The following is a 20,530-nucleotide window of genomic DNA, read 5'->3' as shown; positions in this document are numbered from 1 at the left end:
TCTAGTCCGGTTCCCGCGCGTAATGCCCGAGGAACATGTCGGCCGCCGACGCGGCGACCTCGGCCTGCTGCGCGGGGCTGAGCGGCGGCTGGCCCATGCTCACCTGCGGCCAGAACGCCAGGCCCTTGATCAGCGCCTGCAATTGCTGCGCGGCGAACTCCGGCTGCATGGGCTTGAGCCGGCCATCGGCCAGTGCCGCGCGCAGCCACACCAGGGTGCCTTCCTCCTTGCTGCCCAAGCGCGCGACCAGGTCGCGTGCACGCTCGGGCGCACGCATGCCCTCGACCATCGCCATCCGCGACAGGTCGACGAAGGCCGGATCGTCGAACAGCCGCAGCTTCTGCTCCAGCAACTGCAGCAATTGCGCGCGCAGCGGCTGCTGCGGGCTGTACGGCACACCGACCGTGTCCAGGCTGCGCTGCCATAGCTGCACCAGGATCGCGTCGAACAGCGCTTCCTTGCTGGGGAAATGGTTGTAGACGGTGCGCTTGGACACGCCGGCGCTGGCCGCGATGCGGTCCATGCTGGTGGCCTCAAAGCCGTGGCCACGGAACTCGGCGATCGCCGCCTCCAGGATCGCCTGGCGCTTGCGTTCGGTCAGCCGGGTCGGAGCGGGCGTGGAAAGGGAAGCCATGAACCGATGTTACACCGACCGGTTTACTTTCACGAAAAGGAAACTACACTGTGCAGTGTAATTTCCATGCAAGACCGCCTTCCAAGGATTGCTGCCATGTCCGCGTCCGCTTCCCTGCTGTCCCCTGTTCCGTCCTCGCATCTGGCGTCGCCGCAGTACCGCCAGGGTCGCTTCCGCAACGCCACCCCGGGCACCAGCGGCATGCCCGGCCTGGCCGGGACCCTGCGGATCATGTGGCATCTGCTGACCCGCAAGTCGCCCGAGGCGGTGCCCGCGCAGCCGCTGCCGGTGCTGCCGCTGACCGCCGCACAGTTGCTGGCCGCGCCCGATCGCAGCCTGTACCGGCTGGGCCACTCCACCGTGCTGCTCAAGCTGCGCGAACGCTTGTGGCTGACCGACCCGGTGTTCTCCGAGCGCGTTTCGCCGTTTCCGTTCGCCGGCCCGCGGCGCTTCCATGCACCGCCGATCGCGCTGGACACGTTGCCGCCGATCGCCGGGGTGATCCTCTCGCACGATCACTACGACCACCTGGACCGCGCCAGCATCCGCCACCTGGCCGAGCGCGTCGGGACCTTCGTGACCCCGCTGGGCGTGGGCGACCTGCTGCTGCGCTGGGGCGTGACCGCGGACAAGGTGCGGCAACTGGACTGGTGGCAGTCGACCACGGTGGACGGGGTGACGTTGACCGCCACCCCGGCGCAGCATTTCTCCGGGCGCGGCATGTTCGACCGCGGGCGCCGGCTGTGGTGTTCGTGGGCGATCGAAACGCCCGAACTGAAGCTGTTCTTCAGCGGCGACGGCGGCTACTCCGACGGCTTCAAGGCGATCGGCGAGCGGCTGGGCCCGTTCGATGTGAGCCTGATCGAGAACGGCGCCTACGACGTGGACTGGCCACACGTGCACATGCAGCCGGAGCAGACCCTGCAGGCGCATCTGGACATCGGTGGACGCACGCTGCTGCCGATCCATAACGGCACCTTCGACCTGGCCATGCACGCCTGGCACGAACCCTTCGAGCGCCTAGCGGCACTGGCCGACGCCGCCGGCGTGGCGCTGGTCACGCCGCGCATGGGCGAGCGCGTCGACCTGGCGCAGCCCGCGCAAGGCGAGCGCTGGTGGCGCGCGCTGGCGCAGGGGGTGACGCCGTGAGCCGCTGGACCCTGGCCGACCTGCCGTCGCAGCGCGACAAGATCGCGATCGTGACCGGTGCCAGCCCCGGCGGCCTCGGTTACGAAACCGCCCTGGCGCTGGCCGGCGCAGGCGCCGGCGTAGTGCTGGCCGCCCGCAACGCGGCCAAGGGCGAGACCGCGCGGCAGGCCATCCTCGCCGCGCATCCGGCGGCCGACGTACGCGTGGAAGCCCTGGACTTGGCGCAACTGGCGTCGGTAGCTGCCTTCGCCGAGCGCATCGCGGCGCGCTCCCCGCGGCTGGACCTGCTGATCAACAACGCCGGGGTGATGGCGCCGCCGCAGCGGCAGACCACGGCCGACGGCCTGGAGCTGCAGTTCGGTAGCAACTACCTCGGCCACTTCGCGCTGACCGCGCGGCTGCTGCCGCTACTGCGTGACGCGCCAGCCGCACGCGTGGTGAACCTGTCGAGCCTGGCGCACCGCCAAGGCCGGATCGACTTCGACGATCTGCAGTGCGAACGCCCGTACCGCCCCTGGAAGGCCTACGGGCAATCGAAGCTGGCGATGCTGATGTTCGCGCTGGAACTGCAGCGACGCAGCGACGCGCAGGGATGGGGCTTGTGCGCGGTCGCCGCGCATCCCGGCATCGCGCAGACCGCGCTGGTCGCCAATGGCCCGGACGCGGACGGCCGCCGCAGTGTGGTGGGCACGGCGACCAGATGGCTGGCCCCGTTGATCAGCCATTCCGCCGCCGCCGGGGCGCTGCCCACGCTCTACGCCGCGACCTCGCCGCAGGTGCGGGGCGGCGCGTACTACGGACCGGACGGCCCGTTCGAACTGAAAGGCGACCCGGCGCCAGCCAGGATCGCCCGGCAGGCACGCGATCCGCAGGTGGCCGCGCGGCTGTGGGACGTGGCGTGCACGTTGACGGGCGTGGCGTTCTGAGCGCACCACGGGCAGCAGCTCCTGCCCGCCGACTGAAGGCCTGCACTCGCCATGTCCCAGCAGAACCAGATCGCCCCCTTGTAGGAGCGGCTTCAGCCGCGACAGGCCTTACCGGGAACGCCCGTCGCGGCTGAAGCCGCTCCTACGGATCACGTCCAGTCGTTGCGAGCGGCGCCTACAGCCGCGCCCACTCCAACCCCTCGCCACGACGGTAGAACACCGCCAGCGCCTTGCCATAGACGCTGTCGGCATCGACGAAGCCGAAGTAACGCCCATCGAAACTGTCGCCGCGATGGTCGCCCATGACCAGCAGCTTGCCGGGCGGCACGCGCACGCCGTGCAGGTCCGGGCCGCCACCCGCATCCAGGTCGAGCCGCGCGATGCGCGCGTCGAACCGCTCCTGATCGCCTGCGGCGTCCACCTGCAGCGGCTGGCCGTTGATGGAGAGATGGCCATCGCGCACGTCGACGCGATCGCCCGCCACCGCCACCACGCGCTTGATCAGGCGGGTGCCGTCGTGCGGGGAATCGAACACCGCCACGTCGCCGCGCTGCGGGCGGCCGCGTTCGAGCACGCGGTACTCGGTGAACGGCACGCGCAGCCCGTAGGCGCTCATGTCCACGGCGACACGATCGCCGGGCTGCAGCGTCGGCTGCATCGAACCGGACGGCACCACGTAGTGATTGGCGAAGGACGAGCGCGCGGCGGTGAGCAGCAACAGCATCACCGCCATCGGCACCAGTTCCTTGCGGGTCCAGCGCGCGGCGCGCTGCAGGCGGGTGGCATGCGGATCGGCGTGGGTCATGGGGCACCTGGGATGAGCGGAGGCGGCACGGGCTGTGCCATCGCGACAGTGCGCGCTCGACGGCTCGGGGGGCCAGTGACGAAAGGCATGGCACCGCCGCCTTTGGTGGCGTCGCGTACTGAGAGGCCATGGCAGGCGAAGAGCATCCGGGAACGCCAAGACGAATTCCGGCTGGGGCATCGGCCTTCGATTTGTACACTGGAGGGAGCGCCGGACAACTGCATTCGCCGCTAGTATGTGGAGGGCGGGCCTGCTTATCGGACATACCAATCCGCTCCAGGACCCGCAGGGGACGACATGGATGATCTCTCGCCATCGGATCTGAAAACGATCCTGCATTCAAAGCGCGCCAATCTCTACTACTTGCAGCACTGCCGTGTGCTGGTGAATGGCGGCCGCGTCGAGTACGTCACCGATGCCGGCAAGCGTTCGCTCTACTGGAACATCCCGATCGCCAACACCACGACGCTGTTGTTGGGGACCGGCACATCGGTCACCCAGACGGCGATGCGCGAGCTGGCCAAGGCCGGTGTCCTGGTCGGGTTCTGTGGCGGTGGCGGCACTCCCCTGTTCTCTGCCAACGAAATAGACGTCGAGGTCGCCTGGTTCTCGCCGCAGAGCGAGTACCGCCCGACGGAATATCTGCAGGCATGGGTCGGATTCTGGTTCGACGACGAGCTGCGCCTGAGCGCGGCCAAGGCGTTCCAGCGCGCACGTGCGCAGCGCATCGGTGAGCAGTGGCAGCAGCGTGCGTTGAAAGATGCCGGATTCGCCCCCGAGCCGGCGCGGCTGCAGACGCTGTTGGCGCGCTCGACCGGCGCCATCGACCTCGCACAGGACAATACGGCCCTGCTCACCGAGGAAGCGCGGTTGACCAAAGCCTTGTTCAAGCTGGCCGTCGACACCGTCCGCTACGGTGATTTCACCCGCGCCAAGCGCGGAACCGGCACCGATGCGGCCAATCGCTTCCTCGATCACGGCAACTACCTGGCCTATGGATTGGCGGCGAGCGCGACCTGGGTCCTCGGTCTGCCGCACGGTCTGGCCGTGCTCCACGGCAAGACCCGACGCGGCGGCTTGGTGTTCGATGCTGCCGACCTGGTCAAGGATGCCAGCATCCTGCCGCAGGCCTTCCTCTCCGCCATGCGCGGCGACGACGAGCAGGAGTTCCGGCAACACTGCATCGAAGCGCTCGCGCGCAGCGAGTCGCTGGACTTCATGATCGACACACTGAAGAACGTGGCACTGGCAACCCAGGCGCTGCAACACGGGCAGGCGCAATGAACGTCCTGCTGGTCTCCCAGTGCGACAAGCGCGCCCTCAAGGAAAGCCGCCGCATCCTGGACCAGTTCGCCGAACGGCGTGGCGACCGCACCTGGCAGACGCCGATCACCCGCGCCGGCCTGGATACCTTACGCAAGCTGCTGCGCCGCACCGCGCGCAAGAACACCGCGGTGGCCTGCCACTGGATTCGCGGCCTGGACCATAGCGAACTGCTGTGGGTAGTCGGCGACGCCAGCCGTTTCAATCTCTACGGCGCAGTGCCCACCAACCGCACCGAGCGCAACATCCTGCGCCGCGAAGACGAGAACGACTGGCACTGCGCCGAGGACATCCGTCTGCTGGCGCAACTTGCGGCGCTGTTGCACGACCTGGGCAAGGCCAGCATCGCGTTCCAGGCGCGGCTGCGCGGCGCACTGCAGGAGCGCAACCTGTATCGCCACGAATGGGTGTCACTGCGGCTGTTCCAGGCCTTCGTCGGCGAGGACGACGATGCTGGCTGGTTGCGGCGCCTGGCCGATGCCGAGGTCGATCACGCGCCTCTCTGGACAGCCGAAGGACGCTACCGGCGCGACGGGCTGGATGAGGCTCCTGGCTACCCTTTCCGCGAGCTGCCGCCCCTGGCTGCCGCCGTCGCTTGGCTGATCCTGACCCATCACCGCCTGCCGCTGGCGCCGCTCTTCAGAACGGACGGCAGCCAGGAGCGGCTTGGCCGGCGGGTGCCGGTCGCCACGCCGACCTGGCTGGATCTGCCGCTTTCGCTTGTCGAGCACGACTGGAACGAGCAGCGCGACCAGGCCGATCGCGCCCACGTGGCGACATACTGGATGCTCGCCAGTCCCCTGCCGGTCGCCACACCGGCATGGCGCACGCAAGCGGCGCGCCTGGTCAGGCGTCTGGACGCCCTACGCGTGCGCCGCCCCGAAGGCTGGCTCGACAACCCCTACGTCATGCACCTGGCGCGACTCAGCCTGATGCTCGCCGACCACAGCTATTCCCGCCTGGGCTTGGACCGCAACGACCAGCCCGTCGCCGAACGGACGCGACATCTGCAGCAAGGGGCCGTGCTGGCTGCCAACACCACCCGCAACCGGGCCGGCACCATCGTGCGCAACCAGTCCCTGGACGAGCATCTACTCGGCGTCGCCCATACAGCGGGGTTGATCGCGCATGCACTGCCCGGCGTCGAACGGCATCTGCCGCGGCTGGCGCAGCACCGCGGCCTGCGCAAGCGCAGTGCCGATCCCCGCTTCGCCTGGCAGGACAAGGCGGCCGATCATGCAACGGCGCTGCGCGAGCCTGCACGCGCGCATGGCGCCTTCATCGTCAACATGGCCTCGACGGGTTGCGGCAAGACCCTGGCCAACGCGCGCATTCTCTACGCTTTGGCGGACCCGCAATTGGGCCTGCGCATGACCTACGCGCTTGGCCTGCGCACGCTCACCCGGCAGACCGCCGACAGCTATCGCACCGACCTGCATCTGAGCGACGACGAATTGGCGATGCTGATCGGCGGCACCGCCAGCACACCGTTGTTCGATCATCACGCACGGCAGGCCGCGGCCACCGGCTCTGCCTCGGCGCAGTCGTTGCTGGAGGAAGGCAGCCACCTCGTCTACGAAGGCGCGGTAACCCAGCACCCGCTGCTGTCTCGGGCACTGCACGACCCGAAGATGCGCAAGCTGCTGTCCGCGCCGATGCTGGTCTGCACCGTCGACCACATGGTGCCGGCCACCGAATCGCTGCGCGGTGGCCGTCAGATCGCGCCGATGCTGCGATTGATGAGCGCCGACCTGATCCTCGACGAACTGGACGATTACGACATCGACGACCTGCCTGCGCTCGGGCGGCTCGTGCACTGGGCCGGCATGCTCGGCAGCCGCGTGCTGCTGTCGTCGGCCACGCTGCCGCCGGCTCTGGTCGAAGGCATGTACGCCGCCTACCGCGCCGGGCGTGCGCACTACCGGCGCAACCGCGGTGCGGATGGGGGCAGCGCCGATGCGCCGATCGAGGTCCCTTGCCTGTGGGCCGACGAGTTCGGCACGCACGGTGGCCCCTGCGCCGATACGGCCGCCTTTGCCGCCCAGCATGCCCAGTTCGTCGCCAGGCGTGCGGGCAAGTTGCGCCAAGCGGCGCCACTGCGCCGCGGCGAATTGATCGCACTGCGGATCCAGGGCCGGCAACCGGAGCAGATCGCCGCCGAGTTCGCCCAGCACGTGCGCGAGGCGATCCTGCAACTGCACAGCGCGCATGCGCAGTCCGACCCGGTCAGCGGCAATCGCGTCAGCTTCGGTTTGGTGCGAATGGCCAACATCGACCCGCTGATCGACGTGGCGCGTGCGCTGTCCCGGCTTGGCGCTCCGCCTGGCGTCAGGCTGCATCTGTGCGTCTACCACGCGCGCTTTCCGCTGCTGCAGCGCTCGGCGATCGAGCACCTGCTCGATACCGCGTTCGACCGGCGTCAGCCGGACGCGGTGTATCGCGCACCAGCGATCCGCAGGGCGATCGACGCGCACCCGGAGCCGGAGCAGGTGTTCATGGTCCTCGCCTCGCCGGTGTGCGAGGTAGGCCGCGACTGGGACGCGGACTGGGCCGTGGCAGAGCCATCTTCGCTGCGCTCGCTGATCCAGTTGGGCGGTCGCGTGCAACGCCATCGACGCATGCCCGGCACTGCGCCGAACCTGCTGATCTTCGATACCAATCTGCGCCACTACCGCGGCAACGGCAGCGACACCTTGGCCTACGTGCGCCCCGGGTTCGAGCAGCAGGACGCCAGCGGCCACCCCACCGACCGCTTCCGCCTGCAGACCCACAGGCTCGGCAAGCTGCTGCGCGAGGACGAGTACCGCGTGCTGACCGCGCTGCCGCGCATCCAGGTGCCGGAACCCCCCTTGCTTCCGCGCGAACGCCTTTGCGATCTGGAACATGCCCGGCTACTCGAGGCGATGCAGTGCAAACCGCACTCCCCGACGCAGAAGTCGCGGCGCAGTGCGGCGCCGTTCGTGCTCAATGCCGCCTCCGCCTGGCAGACCCCGCAGGCCATGCTCACCGGCGTCATGTCGCAACAGCAGCCGTTCCGCCACGACACCATGGGGAAGGTCACCCTGGTGCTGCTACCGGACGAGGACGAGGAACGCCTGGTCCTGCATCGCATCGAACGCGACGACGCGCGGCGCGGCGCCCCGCTGTACACGGCCGTGGAACAGAGCGAGTACGTCCGCATCTCACTCGAACACGGACTGGGCGTCAGCCCGTGGGGCGCGTTCGACCTGATGGCTCTGCTCGCCGAGCAGGCCGGGCAACTCGACCTGACGCTGCGGGACTGCGCGGAGCGGTTGATGACGGTGAACGTGCGGGAGCGGCAAAAGGGGAAGCAATGGGGATGGCATCCATTGCTGGGCTTCAAGTCCAAGGAATGAGGACATCCATGTCCGAGCGCTGCCTACGCGGCAGTGACGCGATGTCTTCACTCATCCAGCTTTTCTGAGCTGCCTGCGCGGCAGTGAAACCAGCAGAGTTGCGTTTGACACCGCTTCGGATAGAGTAGCAGCATTCAAAAAATCCATTCTTCTCTCATACAACTGGATGAAAATTTCGGACGATGAGAAGGCCCGTTCCTGCTGAGAACAGGAACGGGCCTAGATGCAGCAACGCCGGTTGGACCCCGGTACCTACGCACAAAGGACTGCTGTGCGAAGGTGGATGCAGGAAGTGCTCTGTAAACGACGCTTCTTCAGAAGAGTCGGCTGAAGGGGAGACCCCTTACACACCCCACGGTTCGTGCTGCCGTGGGGATTCTATATGCACGTTCACTTCAACGAACGAAAGGACTCGCAATGACAGAAGAATCGGAACCTGCAAAACGCTCCGAACGCTTCCGCTCGGCCATCGCCGCCTTCATCGACGGGCGGCGCGAGGCCAAGCTGAAGAGCAAGGAGGACGATGCCGGGACGGCATCCAAGTACGACTACGAAACCTGGCTGGCGGACGCGGCCCGGCGGGTCGGTCAGATCCAGGCCGTGACCCATGTGCTCAAGGCCACTCACCCCGACGCACGCGGCAGCAGCCTACACGTCGATCCCGCCGACTTGCCGGCGCACCCCGAGGTCGGCAGCCATCTGCTCCGTCCCGGCTTCGCCGAAGACGTGGTCGGTAACGCCGCGGCGCTGGATGTGTTCAAGTTCCTCAAACTGGAGGTCGATGGCCGACGCCTGCTCGACTGGATGAAGGACGGTGACGACGACCTGCGCGCGGCGTTGCATGCCGATGCCGAGGTCGCCAGCCGCTGGATGGGCGCCTTCCGTAATCTGGTCCGCCACGACGCGCAGCCGTCCTCGCACGAAGCCGCCAAACAGGTCTACTGGCTGGTCGGCGAGGAACCGGAGGACGACAGCCACTACCAGTTGTTGCAGCCGCTGTTCTCCAGCAGCCTGGCCCACGCCGTGCATGAAGACATCCGCGAGGCGCGCTTCGGCGAGCGCAACACGCAGGCACGGCAGGCCTTCCGCGCCAAACAAGCATTCGACGGCGACTACCGCGACTACCGCAACCTCGTGGCCCGCAAGCTGGGCGGTACCAAACCGCAGAACATCAGCCAGCTCAACAGCGAGCGCGGCGGCATCAACTACCTGCTGGCCTCGTTGCCGCCGCGCTGGACCGGCGAGCGCCCGCGCACCTTGTTGCGGCTGGACTCGGCGCTGGAACGGTTCGCCTATTTCGAGGGCGTCCCGAAGCTGATCAAGGCGCTGGCCGATTTCCTGGCTACCGATCCACCCCAGACCATGGCGACCCGGAAGATCCGCGAGGAAATGGAATATGACCTGGTCGACAAGCTGGTGTTGTTCGCCGCCGAGACCACGGTGCGGTTCGAACCGGGCTGGAGCCGCGATCCGGACTGCGTGCTGCCGCAGTGCCAACAACTCTGGCTGGATCCGGAGCGCGTGGCGCTGCCAGTCCGGGTGGACCCCGAACATCCCCAATGGGAACAGCAGGATCGCGACTTCATCAAGGCCTATGACGTTGCCGATTGGCCGAACGAGATCGCCGGGCAGTTCGCGACCTGGATCAAGGACCGCCTGCGCGACACCGGCATCGTCGGCCTGGGCGACGACCAATGGCGACATTGGGTAGGGGTGGCCATCGTCGACGCCGCCTGGCCGGTGCCGATGCAACGGCTCGCACAGGCGGGAGGCACGGCATGAGCGACTGTCCTCCCTTCGACCACCTGCTGGTAATCCCGCACCTGCACGTGCAGAACGCCAATGCCGTGTCCAGCCCGCTCACGCATGGTTTCCCGTCGATCACCGCCTTCCTCGGGCTGATGTGGGCGCTGGAACGCAAGACACGCAAAGCCGGGTTGGATCTGGCCTTCAATGCCGTCGGCGTGATCTGCCACGACCACCAGGAACAGGTCACCGAGGGCGGCTTCGTCAAGGCGTTCCGGCTGACCCGCAACCCGGTGGACAGGGACGGCAAGACCGCGGCCATCGTCGAGGAAGGCCGCATCCACCTTGAGCTGAGCCTGGTCTTCGCGGTGCATAGCGAACGCTGGTTGCGCGACCCGGCGAGCCACGCGGCGGATCTGGCCGTGGTGACCGACCTGCTCGCCGGCATGCGCATCGCCGGCGGTAGCCTGCTGCCGATGCAGCAACGTGCACGCCCCCGCCACCAGCCGCAGGTGATCCCCTTCACCGGTACGACCACCGACCAGCAGGCGCTGTTCCGCAACCTGCAACTGCGACTGCTGCCGGGCTTTGCCCTGGTGGCACGCGACGACCTGCTCGATGCCCGGCGGACCGAGCTGCGGCAGCACACACCCGATGCGACCAACCTGGATGCGTGGCTCTCGCTGTCGCGCATCAACTGGCGCTACGTGGACGCGGCCGATGGCAAGGGCGAGTGGCAAAACGACCGCAGCGGCCGCGGCTGGATCGTGCCGATCCCGGTCGGCTACGGCGCGCTCGGCGAGGTACATGCGCCTGGCAGCGTCGCCAACGCCCGCGACGCCGAGATACCGTTCCGCTTCGTCGAAAGCCTGTACTCGGTGGGCGAGTGGATCAGCCCGCACCGCCTACCGACGCCGCAGCACCTGCTCTGGTACGTCGACAGCCAACCCGACACCGGACTGTACCGCTGCCGCAACGACTACCGCCCCGCCGTCATCCCGACGGCTGACGATTTCGATTGATCGCCCATCACGACAAGGAATTCCATCATGGCCAACGACACCCTCAAGACCGCCTCCGTCCTCGCCTTCGAGCGCAAGCTGGACCCCTCCGATGCGCTGTTCTTCGCCGGCGCCTGGTCCGCACGCGATGCGGCCGGCGACTGGCAACCGGTCCGCGTCCGCGAGAAATCGGTGCGCGGCACCATCTCCAATCGGCTCAAGGACAAGAGCAAGGAACAATCCGACCCCACCAAGCTGGATGCCGCCATCCAGAACCCCAACCTGCAGACCGTGGACGTGGCCGCGCTGCCGTTGGACGCCGACACCCTGAAGGTCCAGTTCACCTTGCGCGTGCTCGGGGGCACCGGCGCGCCGTCCGCCTGCAACGATGCCGACTACCGCGCCAAACTCCGCGCCACCGTCGAGGCTTACCGCCACCAGCACGGTTTCGGCGAACTGGCGCGCCGCTACGCGGCCAATCTCGCCAACGGCCGCTTCCTGTGGCGCAACCGTGTAGGTGCCGAGCAGGTGGAGATCCACGTCACCCACCTGCGCAACGGCGAGCCGAGCGCACAATGGACCTTCCATGCGCACGACCATGGCCTGCGCGACCTGGCCGCGCCGGCCAACGCTTCCGAGCACCTCGACACTCTCGCCTCCACCATCGCCGATGGCCTGGCCGGCACCGCGCATGTGCTGCTGCAGGTCACCGCCTTCGTGCGGATCGGCGCCGGCCAGGAAGTGTTCCCCTCGCAGGAACTGATCCTGGAGCGCGGCCGCGGCGACAAGAGCAAGACCCTCTACGCCGTTGGCGAAGGCGACAAGGCCGTGGCCGCCATCCACTCGCAAAAGATCGGCAATGCCTTGCGCACCATCGACACCTGGTACCCCGGCGTGGAAGAAAACGGCGCGATCGCCGTCGAGCCGTATGGTTCGGTCACCACCCAAGGCAAGGCCTACCGGCAGCCCAAGGACAAGCAGGACTTCTACACCCTGCTCGACGCCTGGGTGATCAAGGACAAAGTCCCGAGCGTGGAGCAACAGCACTTCGTCATCGCCACGCTGATCCGCGGCGGCGTGTTCGGCGACTCGAACTGAGGCACGGCCATGCAGCACTATCTCGATCTCCGCCTTCGGCCCGATCCGGATCTGGCACCGCACCAACTGCTGGGCGCGCTGTACGCACGCCTGCACCGCGCCCTGGTGGAACTGCCCAGTAGCGGCATCGGCGTCAGCTTCCCGACGCATGACGACGCACTGCCAAGCCTGGGGACGCAGCTGCGCCTGCACGGCAACGACAGCGCACTGCGCAGCCTGATGGCGACGGCCTGGCTGCGGGGCATGCACGATCACCTGCACATTGCCGAGATCGCCGAGGTGCCCGCCACGGCACAGTATCGGCAGGTGACGCGCGTCCAGGCCAAGAGCAGCCCCGAACGCCTGCGCCGACGCGCCATGCGTCGGCACGGCTTGAGCGCCGACGCGGCAGCCGAACGCATTCCGGACACCGCGGCCGAACGATTGCGGCTGCCGTTCGTGGTGCTGGGTAGCCGCAGCACCGGCCAGGCCGCGTTCCCGCTCTTCGTGCGCCATGGGCCCTTCCTGCAGGAACCGATAGCAGGCACGTTCAACAGTTATGGACTCAGTACTGGGGCCACCATTCCCTGGTTCTGACCCTTTTTCCTTGGTGCTTCGAACGCTCCATTGAAATCAAACACTTGGCAGCCGGCTCCAGCAAAGGGGTCGGCTGCTTTTCTTTGCAGGTTTCCTTTCTCCGTCAAAGGCTTGGAGAATGGTGCGGCTAGTTCACTGCCGTGTAGGCAGCTCAGAAAAGGTCGGCGCGCACATATTCGATTTCCAGGCCGTTCACTGCCGTGTAGGCAGCTCAGAAATCAACCCGCAGACCATCAAGTTCGACGTTGGCGTTCACTGCCGTGTAGGCAGCTCAGAAATGGCCGTCCACCTCAGCTACCAGCATCACGCTGTTCACTGCCGTGTAGGCAGCTCAGAAAGATGGGCATTTGATCTCCACAAGGCCATCCACGTTCACTGCCGTGTAGGCAGCTCAGAAAGCTACACGCCTTGGTCAAGGTCCGCGCTCCGAGTTCACTGCCGTGTAGGCAGCTCAGAAAGCGTCACCGCCTCGGTCCAACGCCGGCGTGGCGTTCACTGCCGTGTAGGCAGCTCAGAAATTCTGGCGCTGTGCCTGGCGCTTCTGATCATCGTTCACTGCCGTGTAGGCAGCTCAGAAAACCTGCAGGACGCAGCAGAAGGCTGCGATGCGGTTCACTGCCGTGTAGGCAGCTCAGAAATTCGCATCGGAAGACGCGTCCTCGTTGTTGACGTTCACTGCCGTGTAGGCAGCTCAGAAACGTCCGCAGTGGCACGAATCTCTGCGCACGCGGTTCACTGCCGTGTAGGCAGCTCAGAAAAGAAGTCGCCGTGGTCGTCCGCGGCGTCGCGCGTTCACTGCCGTGTAGGCAGCTCAGAAACACTCGGCAAGGCAACTGTGCGGCAGTTACTTGTTCACTGCCGTGTAGGCAGCTCAGAAATCCACCCATCGACAAGGAGAACGACGTGAATGGTTCACTGCCGTGTAGGCAGCTCAGAAATGGCTGTCACGTCGTTCTCCCAGCTACTGGCTGTTCACTGCCGTGTAGGCAGCTCAGAAATGAGCCGCCGGGAGGGGATTAATGATTCCGATGTTCACTGCCGTGTAGGCAGCTCAGAAAACTACCTGCCGTCGCTTGAGCGCGCCACTCGTGTTCACTGCCGTGTAGGCAGCTCAGAAACAAGAGATAGGGATACACCAAGGCCCCGTGTCGTTCACTGCCGTGTAGGCAGCTCAGAAATTACGTGGATTCACTGGTGCATCGCGCGAACGGTTCACTGCCGTGTAGGCAGCTCAGAAACACGTGCCCGTCAGGCCGTAAGCATCAGCAACGTTCACTGCCGTGTAGGCAGCTCAGAAATGAAGTCGACCGAAGACGCCAGCGAAGAGGAAGTTCACTGCCGTGTAGGCAGCTCAGAAAAGCCGGTGGGGCAGGAGGCGGTGGCGCTTGGTGTTCACTGCCGTGTAGGCGCTCAGAAAATGACGGCCGCGCGCTGCGCTTCGGCTGCGAAGTTCACTGCCGTGTAGGCAGCTCAGAAATGCAGCGCTGGACCGCCGACGCCTTCCGCAGCGTTCACTGCCGTGTAGGCAGCTCAGAAAGCAAGCGGCGTGATGAAGACCATCGCCGCATCGTTCACTGCCGTGTAGGCAGCTCAGAAAGGTCTGAGATTTGATTTCCAGGCCGATGAACAGTTCACTGCCGTGTAGGCAGCTCAGAAATAGACAGGTCACCTCAACGGCCTGCGCCATGACGTTCACTGCCGCGTAGGCAGCTCAGAAAAAAAGGCCGCGCGGCTCAGCTACTACCTACGCGTTCACTGCCGTGTAGGCAGCTCAGAAAATGTCGAACGAACCGCGTTACCTGATCCGCGTGTTCACTGCCGTGTAGGCAGCTCAGAAATGGAAAGGATTACCGCCGGGGGACCTGTCACCGTTCACTGCCGTGTAGGCAGCTCAGAAAGCCACGGATTTTGCGGAGACGTTCGGGATCTCGTTCACTGCCGTGTAGGCAGCTCAGAGATTAACCCACCACCGCCCCGCATTCCACAGGAGGTTCACTGCCGTGTAGGCAGCTCAGAAACGCGGGCGCCTGAGCAGCGCCGGGCCGGCTTCGTTCACTGCCGTGTAGGCAGCTCAGAAACAGAACAGCGCTTGATTGCCTTGATGGGGCACGTTCACTGCCGTGTAGGCAGCTCAGAAATCCCGGCCCGGGGCGGCGCGACGCTGCACAAGGTTCACTGCCGTGTAGGCAGCTCAGAAAGGATCGTGTTCGAGCGGCGCAAGGACATCTTCGTTCACTGCCGTGTAGGCAGCTCAGAAATGTACCACTCGCGCAGGCTGTTGAGTTGATCCGTTCACTGCCGTGTAGGCAGCTCAGAAAAGTGGGTGGCCGAGGCCGAGCTATGACCGAGAGTTCACCGCCGTGTAGGCAGCTCAGAAAAAGAACCGTGTGTGGGAGCAGCAGCCGGATGCGTTCACTGCCGTGTAGGCAGCTCAGAAAACTGGGATGCTGCGCATCCGTCCAGTCGCGGGGTTCACTGCCGTGGAGGCAGCTCAGAAAGTAGGCACCGGCCGACACCTCGACCGTTCCGTGTTCACTGCCGTGTAGGCAGCTCAGAAAATGTAGCCCACGAACCGATCCAGGGCGCGCCGGTTCACTGCCGTGTAGGCAGATCAGAAATTGTTCCGCAGGACCAGCGCAGCTTTGCCGGTGTTCACTGCCGTGTAGGCAGCTCAGAAACTGGCTCGCGTAGGCGGTGTGCAATGAGCACCGTTCACTGCCGTGTGGGCAGCTCAGAAAACGAAGAACTGCTGTTCCAAGACATCCGGCAAGTTCACTGCCGTGTAGGCAGCTCAAAGATGATGGCAACCAAGGCACAGCGAAATGGTAGATGTCACTAGCGAAAATCTCTCACTTCCGCTATTGACACGCACGCTAGGCAGTCGCACTCTTGACCCAAGGAGCGTCGAAACTCCTCACGTAGCGGTACCCACCTCCGACAAACCGGTGGGTTTTTTGTGCCTGCATGCTTTGCAAGCGCAAGCCGACGCGATGCCTGCGTCGGGAGGGCGGCTAATACAACACCCTTCGGGGAAATATGCCCGCCGGCTACGTGCGGTTTCGAACCTCCCGACTTCCCGTCCGCCATGCGTGGCGGGCGTACCCCTTGATGGAACGAGGAGGCAACGATGTCGCACGATCGTTTGGACGACGAAGACATGCCCGGCTATTTTTTGCCGGAGGACAGCCAGTTCCGGCTGGCGAAGCTGCGCGATCACGTGCGGTTCCTGACCCGGCTGGCGCAGCCACGGACGCAGCACGAAGAGCGTGCCGCCGAACCCAAGGTGCGCATGGGCGAATTGGCGCTGTGTCTGGAGCTATTGGCCGACCAGGTGGACCTGGTGCTGGACGCGCTGTCCTATCCTGCTCAGCGGACCGATACGACCTGTGGCGCTCGGCGCTATGCCGCCACCGAGATGGGCCCGGACGTCGAAAGCGGCGCGTTCCGGGTGACGCGTGAGCAGGTCGACCGGCTCACGCTGTTGACCGAGACCGTCTCAACGCATACCCGCGCAGCGCCAGTCGGCGATACGACAGAACGGGCCGGCCAAGCGTTACCGGAGGCCGACACGCTCTGCGATGCAGCGAACGCGATGAGGGCGTTGCTGCTGCAGATCGTGCGCCAGCCGCTGCGCGCGCCAACGCCCAAGGGCGTACGCGAGGATCGGGCGGTCTATGCGCTGCCTGCGAAAGGTGGGCGACTGCATTGATCCCGGCAGGGTTGGGTGAGGCAGGATGTTTCGCCGGTGAGGGCTGGCCTCGCATTGCGGGTCGGCCCGGGCTACACCACGCACCCGTATGCGAGCATAAGGAGCAGCGGTAAACAGGTTGTCAGGTTGTGCGGCTTTTGCCCCAAGTCGCCACGAGTAGCTGGCTTCGACGGATCAGCCTACGAAGTCCGCATTCATGTCACGACAACCTTGCATCGCAAGCCCAGCAGTCTGCAACTGCTACTGATCGCCTTCCAGATTGACGCTGTAGAACTCGATGTTATTCGCGGCGTCGGCCGCCAAATCTCTTGCGGATTCGGCCAGAAGCTTCGCGTCCTCGACAGGCTGATTGGGGTTACCAAGATCGTCCGTGCCCGTCGTGTACCCATCGTTGAAGTGCGAGATCTCGTGCAGGATCGTCCCCGCCTTGGAATACGTGTTCTGCGCGTTGCTGATGGCCGGAAGGGAGAAGAACAGCGGACAGATGTTGATGGCGTAGGGCTCAGAAGGGTTCACCCATGCGACCGTGTTCGCCGGATCGACCTTACCCTGCTTTTCGCAATTGCATTGCGTGGACAACGTAGGTGGGTTCGGCAATTGGTTCTCTTCCTTCCCAAGGCGTATTGCATTGACGTGGATCCTCCACGCGATCTTTCCGTTGACCGTGCCATTCGGGCTGGACATGTCGTTCGGGTCGCCGTACTGCCCGTACCACTTCGTGTAACGCGGAGTCTGGTTGAAGGTGAGGTTTCCGTTCCCGTCGGATTGAAGAAGCGACTGCGTGTAGTTCGAGGTTGCAAGGGCGAGGTCGCCGGCGTTGAGTACCGCCTCCTGAATCGCGCTTTGCTGTTCGGCGCTACAGGCAACAGCCTGTGCGGCCTCAAGGGTTCGAGCATCGGATTGAGGCTCGGCCGATGCCTGCGGTGTGACCTCGATACGGTTGGATGTGGCGGCCTTGAGTTGACTCGGTTGATCGGAAGCGTTCGCTGCAGCGGCTGTCGAAAGCTCGCGGTACCGCAAAAGAGGCTGCACTGTTACAGAGTAGTGGCGGCCAGGCATGATCTGGTAGCTCAGGGACAGATCCACCGTCACGGATTTCGACTCACCCGGACGCAGGATGACGTCAGGCGTCGAACCTGGCAGTTTGCTTACGTAAATGCCGCGGTAGTCCACCGGGCTTCCATCTTCCTGCAGTACCCGGAACAGATTCGCTTGCATTACCCCAGCGCGGCTTACCGCGGGAACATAAGCATCAGGCACCGCGATAGGTTGATTCCCCGCATTAGTCAAGGTCATCGTAATGACCGCTCCGCCAGCGCTAGCTCTGGCAACCTGCGCATGCTCCAGCCGAATGTCCAGCTGTCCTGCAGCAGATGCCGTAAAGCAAGCGCCCAGCATCGCGACGCTCACAATCCAGTTTCCTTTCATCGTCCTCTCCTCGTGGTGGATTTGGTTGACTCTTCGGACCACGCCCTGATGGTACATAGGCGATCCGTCGCTGCAACTCTTACGCAGGTCTTGGAATCCATCAATGCGAACCCTGCTGCGCCGTGAGAGATTTAAAGCCTAAGGTCTGACAGGTTTGGATCGATAAAAAGTTGATTTCGAACCGTCCATGCTCGTAGACAAAAATTTCAGGTCTTCGCTACTGGCGCGGCTGAGAAGTCCGCCTGCATTGAGGATTGCGCCTTCCATGGCAGGACGCGCGAACATGTACAAGAGGACGACGCATATTCGCTATTACCACCCCAGCGGAATGGATGGTCGAGTTTCGACGCTAGCCAGCACGTCGCCACGGCGATGACATCCGGCTTCCTCGTTGCCTTGAAGTGAGTCAATACCTGCGCCGCAAAGGCACGTCCAGATCACCCCAACGAAAAACGGGATGGCCGCAAGGCCATCCCGTTCTCCACACACCCGATCGGCGCAGCGCCGATCAGTTCTTCAAACCGCGGTTTTCCAGCAGCGGTTCGACGCTGGGGTCCTTGCCGCGGAAGTCGCGGTACAGGGTGGCCAGGTCGACGGTGTTGCCGCGCGAGAGGATCTTGGCGCGGAAGATGTCGCCGTTCTTGCGCGACAGGCCGCCGTTTTCCTTGAACCACTGGAACGCGTCGTCGTCGAGCACTTCCGACCAGAAATAGGCGTAGTAGCCGGCCGAGTAGCCGCCGCCCCAGATGTGGTCGAAATAGGTGGTGCGGTAGCGCGGCGGCACTTCGGCCAGGTCCACCTTGTACTTCTTCAGCGAGTCGGCCTCGTACTTGTCCACGTCCTGCAGCGGCGCGTCGGCCGGCAGGGTGTGCCAGGACAGGTCGAGCAGCGCCGCCGACAGGTACTCGGTGGTGGCGTAGCCCTGGTTGAAGGTGCGCGACTTCTTGATCTTCTCCACCAGGTCGGCCGGCATCGCCTCGCCGGTCTGGTAGTGCTTGGCGTAGTGCGCGAACACCTTCGGATCCGACGCCCAGTGCTCGTTGAACTGCGAGGGGAACTCGACGAAGTCGCGCGAGGTGGAGGTGCCGGCCAGGGTCGGGTACTTCACGTTGGAGAACATGCCGTGCAGCGCATGGCCGAACTCGTGGAACATGGTGGTGACGTCGTCGAAGCTCAGCAGCGCCGGCTGGCCCGGGGCGGGCTTGGTGAAGTTGCAGACGTTGTAGACCACCGGCTTGGTGCCGGTCAGGCCGTTCTGGCCGACGAACTCGTCCATCCAGGCGCCGCCGGACTTGCTGTCGCGCTTGAAGTAGTCGGTGTAGAACAGCGCCAGCGACTTGCCGTCCTTGTCGAACACTTCATAGACCTTCATCCCGTCGTGGTAGGTGGGGATGTCGGTGCGTTCCTTGAAGGTGAGGCCGTAGAGCTGGTTGGCGGCGTAGAAGACGCCGTTCTGCAGCACGTTGTCCAGTTCGAAGTACGGCTTGATCTGCGACTCGTCGAGATCGTACTTGGCCTTGCGCACCTGCTCGGCGTAGAAGTCCCAGTCGGCGGCGGTGAGCTTGAAGCCGCCCTTCTGGGCGTCGATCACCTTCTGCATCTCGGCCGCTTCGCTGCGCGCCTTGGCGGTGGCGGCGGGCACGGTGTCGGTGAGCAGCTTCAGCGCCGCATCCGGGGTCTTGGCCATCTGGTCGCTGAGGCTGTAGGCGGCGTAGCTGTCGAAGCCGAGCAGCTTGGCCTTCTGCGCGCGCAGTTGCGCCAGGCGCTGCACGGTCTGGCGGGTGTCGTTGGCATCGCCCTTCTCGGCGCGCGACTGCGAGGCGGCCATCACCTGCTGGCGCAGGTCGCGGTCCTTCAGCGAGGCCAGCACCGGCTGCTGGGTGGTGTTCTGCAGGGCCAGCAGGTACTTGCCGTCGAGCTTGCGCGCGGTGGCGTCCTGCGCGGCCGAGGCGATGTCGCCATCGGACATGCCGTCGAGCTTGGCCTTGTCGTCCACCACCACCGCACCGGCGGCGGTGGCCGCGACCAGCTTGGTGTGGAACTGCGTGGCCAGGGTGGTCTCTTCGACGTTGAGCTTGCGCAGGGTGGCCTTGTCGGCGTCGGACAACTGCGCGCCGGCACGCACGAACTCCTGGTATTCGTACTCGACCAGGCGCTTCTGCTCCGGGTCCAGGGTCAGCGTGTCGCGCTGGTCGTACAGGCTCTTGATGCGCGCGAACAACTTGGGATCCAGGCTGATCTCGTCCTGGTGCGCGGCCAGCTTGGGCGCGATCTCTTCCTGGATCTTCTGGCGGGCATCGTTGGTGTCGGCCTGGACCAGGCCGAAGAAGATGCGCGACACGCGGGTCAGGGTCTCGCCGCTGCGCTCCATCGCTTCCAGGGTGTTGGCGAAGGTGGCCGGTTCCGGGTTGTCGGCGATCTTGCGGATCTCGGCCAGGTGCTGCTTCATGCCCTCTTCGAAGGCCGGCAGGTAGTCGCTGTCCTTGATCTTGTCGAACGGCGGCGCCTGGAACGGCAGCGTGCTCGGGGTCAGCAGCGGGTTGGCGGCGGCGGCGGGCTGCGCGGCGGCCGGAGCAGCGGGGGCGGCGGGCACGGGGGTGGACTCCTTACCGGAACAGGCGGCCAGCGCCAGGCTGATGGCAGCGGCCAGAACGACGTTACGCGACATGAGGTGGAACTCCTGGGAGGACCTTGGGGCCAAGACAGCCGCCCACGTTACCGGGTTTGCATGGCAGCGGCATGTGCCATTGGCTCGGCC

The 20,530-nt window shown here is 65.2% G+C and carries 13 protein-coding genes and 2 CRISPR repeat arrays; of the genes, 9 read left to right on the top strand and 4 right to left on the bottom strand.

Annotated features, from left to right (window positions below; translation table 11 throughout):
- Position 1: 1 nt before the first annotated feature.
- Positions 2-634, bottom strand: a complete 633-nt coding sequence (locus PG878_RS01340) for a TetR/AcrR family transcriptional regulator (protein WP_209030436.1) — start codon at positions 632-634, stop codon at positions 2-4.
- 114 nt (positions 635-748) lie between these two features.
- On the opposite strand from PG878_RS01340, the gene PG878_RS01335 reads away from it, so the two are divergent.
- Both PG878_RS01335 and PG878_RS01330 read left to right on the top strand, forming a co-directional pair.
- Positions 749-1,783 (top strand): MBL fold metallo-hydrolase, encoded by a 1,035-nt coding sequence (locus tag PG878_RS01335; protein ID WP_209030599.1) that lies wholly within the window; start codon positions 749-751, stop codon positions 1,781-1,783.
- Positions 1,780-2,709 carry an oxidoreductase gene (locus tag PG878_RS01330; protein WP_209030435.1) on the top strand — a complete coding sequence of 310 codons (930 nt, stop codon included), beginning with the start codon at positions 1,780-1,782 and terminating at the stop codon, positions 2,707-2,709. The genes PG878_RS01335 and PG878_RS01330 overlap by 4 nt, the downstream gene beginning before the upstream one ends.
- A 175-nt stretch (positions 2,710-2,884) precedes the next feature.
- On the opposite strand, the gene lepB is transcribed toward PG878_RS01330, so the two are convergent.
- A complete protein-coding gene (lepB, locus tag PG878_RS01325) occupies positions 2,885-3,514 on the bottom strand; it encodes a signal peptidase I (RefSeq protein ID WP_209030434.1) in 630 nt (209 codons plus the stop codon).
- A gap of 297 nt (positions 3,515-3,811) precedes the next feature.
- On the opposite strand from lepB, the gene cas1f reads away from it, so the two are divergent.
- The 7 genes from cas1f (at position 3,812) to PG878_RS01290 (ending at position 16,344) form a co-directional block, all read left to right on the top strand.
- Positions 3,812-4,798, top strand: coding sequence for a type I-F CRISPR-associated endonuclease Cas1f (cas1f, locus tag PG878_RS01320; RefSeq protein WP_209030433.1), 987 nt, complete (start codon positions 3,812-3,814; stop codon positions 4,796-4,798).
- Positions 4,795-8,214 (top strand): type I-F CRISPR-associated helicase Cas3f, encoded by a 3,420-nt coding sequence (cas3f, locus tag PG878_RS01315; RefSeq protein WP_209030432.1) that lies wholly within the window; start codon positions 4,795-4,797, stop codon positions 8,212-8,214. Before cas1f ends, cas3f begins: the two co-directional genes overlap by 4 nt.
- A gap of 417 nt (positions 8,215-8,631) precedes the next feature.
- Positions 8,632-9,996 carry a type I-F CRISPR-associated protein Csy1 gene (gene csy1, locus PG878_RS01310; protein ID WP_209030431.1) on the top strand — a complete coding sequence of 455 codons (1,365 nt, stop codon included), beginning with the start codon at positions 8,632-8,634 and terminating at the stop codon, positions 9,994-9,996.
- The gene (gene csy2, locus PG878_RS01305; RefSeq protein ID WP_209030430.1) at positions 9,993-10,982 is read left to right on the top strand and encodes a type I-F CRISPR-associated protein Csy2; all 990 of its coding nucleotides are present in this window, start codon (positions 9,993-9,995) and stop codon (positions 10,980-10,982) included. The genes csy1 and csy2 overlap by 4 nt, the downstream gene beginning before the upstream one ends.
- A 27-nt stretch (positions 10,983-11,009) precedes the next feature.
- Complete coding sequence (csy3, locus tag PG878_RS01300; RefSeq protein ID WP_209030429.1) at positions 11,010-12,059, top strand: type I-F CRISPR-associated protein Csy3; 1,050 nt, start codon at positions 11,010-11,012, stop codon at positions 12,057-12,059.
- Between the two features lie 9 nt (positions 12,060-12,068).
- Entirely contained in the window at positions 12,069-12,635 is a 567-nt protein-coding gene (gene cas6f / locus PG878_RS01295) for a type I-F CRISPR-associated endoribonuclease Cas6/Csy4 (protein ID WP_209030428.1), read from the top strand.
- A 130-nt stretch (positions 12,636-12,765) separates the two neighbouring features.
- A CRISPR array of direct repeats spans positions 12,766-13,993; the repeat unit is 28 nt; unit sequence GTTCACTGCCGTGTAGGCAGCTCAGAAA.
- A gap of 90 nt (positions 13,994-14,083) precedes the next feature.
- A CRISPR array of direct repeats spans positions 14,084-15,433; the repeat unit is 28 nt; unit sequence GTTCACTGCCGTGTAGGCAGCTCAGAAA.
- A gap of 329 nt (positions 15,434-15,762) precedes the next feature.
- Positions 15,763-16,344, top strand: a complete 582-nt coding sequence (locus tag PG878_RS01290; RefSeq protein WP_209030427.1) for an XAC0095 family protein — start codon at positions 15,763-15,765, stop codon at positions 16,342-16,344.
- Positions 16,345-16,584: 240 nt separating this feature from the next.
- Here PG878_RS01290 and PG878_RS01285 read toward each other — a convergent pair whose 3' ends face one another.
- Positions 16,585-17,772: a M35 family metallo-endopeptidase gene (locus tag PG878_RS01285; protein ID WP_209030426.1), complete on the bottom strand. Its 1,188-nt coding sequence runs from the start codon at positions 17,770-17,772 to the stop codon at positions 16,585-16,587.
- A gap of 508 nt (positions 17,773-18,280) precedes the next feature.
- Positions 18,281-20,440 carry a peptidyl-dipeptidase Dcp gene (dcp, locus tag PG878_RS01280; protein WP_209030425.1) on the bottom strand — a complete coding sequence of 720 codons (2,160 nt, stop codon included), beginning with the start codon at positions 20,438-20,440 and terminating at the stop codon, positions 18,281-18,283.
- Positions 20,441-20,530 lie beyond the last annotated feature (90 nt).

Source organism: Xanthomonas hawaiiensis (assembly GCF_031834635.1).
Lineage (GTDB): Bacteria > Pseudomonadota > Gammaproteobacteria > Xanthomonadales > Xanthomonadaceae > Xanthomonas_A > Xanthomonas_A sacchari.
The sequence above is the reverse complement of the archived record's forward strand: the minus strand, read 5'-3'. Positions and strand labels throughout refer to the sequence as shown.

Bases quoted from the DNA above. Each gene is read 5' to 3' on its own strand.
- PG878_RS01340 (WP_209030436.1), bottom strand. From the start codon at position 634: ATGGCTTCCCTTTCCACGCCCGCTCCGACCCGGCTGACCGAACGCAAG.
- lepB (WP_209030434.1), bottom strand. From the start codon at position 3,514: ATGACCCACGCCGATCCGCATGCCACCCGCCTGCAGCGCGCCGCGCGC.
- cas1f (WP_209030433.1), top strand. From the start codon at position 3,812: ATGGATGATCTCTCGCCATCGGATCTGAAAACGATCCTGCATTCAAAG.
- cas3f (WP_209030432.1), top strand. From the start codon at position 4,795: ATGAACGTCCTGCTGGTCTCCCAGTGCGACAAGCGCGCCCTCAAGGAA.
- csy1 (WP_209030431.1), top strand. From the start codon at position 8,632: ATGACAGAAGAATCGGAACCTGCAAAACGCTCCGAACGCTTCCGCTCG.
- csy2 (WP_209030430.1), top strand. From the start codon at position 9,993: ATGAGCGACTGTCCTCCCTTCGACCACCTGCTGGTAATCCCGCACCTG.
- csy3 (WP_209030429.1), top strand. From the start codon at position 11,010: ATGGCCAACGACACCCTCAAGACCGCCTCCGTCCTCGCCTTCGAGCGC.
- cas6f (WP_209030428.1), top strand. From the start codon at position 12,069: ATGCAGCACTATCTCGATCTCCGCCTTCGGCCCGATCCGGATCTGGCA.
- PG878_RS01290 (WP_209030427.1), top strand. From the start codon at position 15,763: ATGTCGCACGATCGTTTGGACGACGAAGACATGCCCGGCTATTTTTTG.
- PG878_RS01285 (WP_209030426.1), bottom strand. From the start codon at position 17,772: ATGAAAGGAAACTGGATTGTGAGCGTCGCGATGCTGGGCGCTTGCTTT.
- dcp (WP_209030425.1), bottom strand. From the start codon at position 20,440: ATGTCGCGTAACGTCGTTCTGGCCGCTGCCATCAGCCTGGCGCTGGCC.